Origin of the sequence: Bradyrhizobium sp. SHOUNA76 (assembly GCF_023006445.1) — a bacterium.
Lineage (GTDB): Bacteria > Pseudomonadota > Alphaproteobacteria > Rhizobiales > Xanthobacteraceae > Bradyrhizobium.
In genome coordinates this window covers 1-2,061 of sequence record NZ_JALBHA010000771.1, presented here as the reverse complement: position 1 = coordinate 2,061, position 2,061 = coordinate 1, and the positions used below count along the sequence as shown (strand labels likewise).

The 2,061-nt window shown below is 63.1% G+C and carries 2 protein-coding genes; both read right to left on the bottom strand.

The annotated features are described in order from the left end of the window. On the bottom strand, positions 1-1,282 hold a 1,282-nt coding region (locus MOV74_RS36880; protein WP_246932287.1), incomplete at its 3' end, for a methyl-accepting chemotaxis protein. A gap of 60 nt (positions 1,283-1,342) precedes the next feature. After that, entirely contained in the window at positions 1,343-1,831 is a 489-nt protein-coding gene (locus tag MOV74_RS36875; protein WP_246932285.1) for a chemotaxis protein CheW, read from the bottom strand. Positions 1,832-2,061: the final 230 nt, after the last annotated feature.

The window sequence follows — 2,061 nt, the reverse complement described above, 5'->3', positions numbered from 1 at the left end:
CAAGCTTGCGCAATTCGGAGGCGACCACCGCAAAGCCCTTGCCGTGCTCGCCGGCGCGGGCGGCCTCGACCGCGGCGTTGAGTGCGAGCAGATCGGTCTGACGCGCGATCTCCTGCACGATCGTGATTTTCTCGGCGATTGTCTGCATCGCATTGACCGCCCGGCCGACCGCAGCACCGCTGGCCTCGGCATCCTTGGCCGACTGCGCGGCGATCTTCTCGGTCTGATTGGCGTTGTCGGCGTTCTGCTTCACGTTCGAGGCCATCTCCTCCATCGAGGAGGAGGCTTCCTCGGCGGACGAGGCCTGCTCGGTCGCACCCTGCGACAGCTGCTCGGCGCTGGCCGAGAGCTCCTGGCTGCCGGCCGAGACGTTCTGCGCCGCCGTCAGGGCTTCCGACACGATCTGGCGAAGCTTCTCCACCATGCGCTGGAGCGCGAGGCCGAGCGTGTCCTTGTCCGACAGCGGCTTGGCCTCAACCGTGAGATTGCCCTGCGCGATTTCGTTGGCGACGGCCGCAGTGGCGTTCAGATTGGCGGTCATCGCGTTCAGGGATTTGACGAGATCGCCGATCTCGTCGTTGCTGGAAGCATCGATCTTGTGGCTGAGATCGCCGATTGCGACGGCATCCGCCAGATCGACGGCCTTTGCGAGCGACCGGCTGATGTTGATCGAGATCCAGACCGCGCTAATCGCGGCAACAATGAGCGATACGACGACGAGCACGATGAGAATCAACTGGGCGCGGCGGCTGTCTTCGTTGGACTGCACGGCCTGTTCAGCCATCTGCCTCTTCGTGTTCGCGACATAGGCTCCCATCGCCTCCGTCGCGTCTGCGACCACCTTGCGCCCGTCGCCCATCGAGCGCTCCGTGGCCTTGGTCTTGTCGGTCTTTACCAGCCTGATCGTCTCTTCCTGGTAGACGTTCATCCTGGCGTAGGCACTCGTAAAGTTGTCGAGCAGCTTCTTGCCACCCTCGCTGGCGAGCGCGTGGACCTCGTCCTTGATCCTCGTTGCTTCCTCGCGGAGCTTGGCGGCGTTCATCGCGAATTCGTCGGCTTCGCTTGGCGTTCCCAGGATTGCGTTCTTTTCCGCCCTGACCTGCTGCCAAATGATCTTCTCGACTTCGGATGCCTTCTCCATCCGCTTGGCGCGAAGCACCATGGAATCTGCGGTCGCGGCCATGTCGGCCAACTTCATATAGCTTACGGCGCCTGCCACAATGAACAGAAGGATGACCAGGCCGAAGGCGCTGGCAAGCTTGGCTTTGACGGTGATTCTCATGTCAGTCTCGTTGGTTCGAATTGGGGTGGTTACGCGTGTCCACGCTTCACTCTTGCAAACTCAGGCGGCGCGGGGCGCATCCGTGCCGGCGTCGCGTCCTTCCGGAATCTTGTCGTTCGCCATCAGCTTGGCGAGATCGAAGATCACGACGAACTTCTCGCCCTTGCGGCCGATGCCGGCGGCGTAGTCGGACTGCCATTTACCGCCAACCTCGGGAATCGGCTCGATCGCCTGCTCGTCGATGTCGGTGACCTCGAACACGCAGTCGGCGACGAAGCCAACGCCGACCAGACGATCCTTCATCGGCACGTCGAGAATGATGATGCGGGTCGCTTCCGTGGCGGCAACGGTCGGCAGGCCGAGCTTCTTCCTGAGATCGACGATCGGATAGCCGCTGCCGCGCACGTCGATCATGCCGAGCAGAAAGTCCGGCGCGTGCGGAAGCCGCGAGATCGGCCGCATGTCGAGAATCTCGCGGACGTTGCGGATGCTGATGCCGAACGTCTCGCCGGCGAGCCCGAGCGTCAGATATTGCGAAGTTGCGGCCATGGTGCAGTCCGGGTTCCGAAGATTTGGAAATGAGCGGTCCGGCGCGAGGCCGGACCGGTTGATCAGCGTTGGAATTCGGCGTCGCGATCGTCTTCGCCGTCATGCATGTCGAACGCGAAGCCACCGCCACCGGCGACCTTCATCGCACGTGCCGGCTTGCGGACAGGCGTCGGCTTCTTCAGGCCGCGATCGACAGCCGCCATGTGCGCAGCCTTGGCGCGGAGCTGACC

Bases quoted from the DNA above. Each gene is read 5' to 3' on its own strand.
- MOV74_RS36875 (WP_246932285.1), bottom strand. From the start codon at position 1,831: ATGGCCGCAACTTCGCAATATCTGACGCTCGGGCTCGCCGGCGAGACG.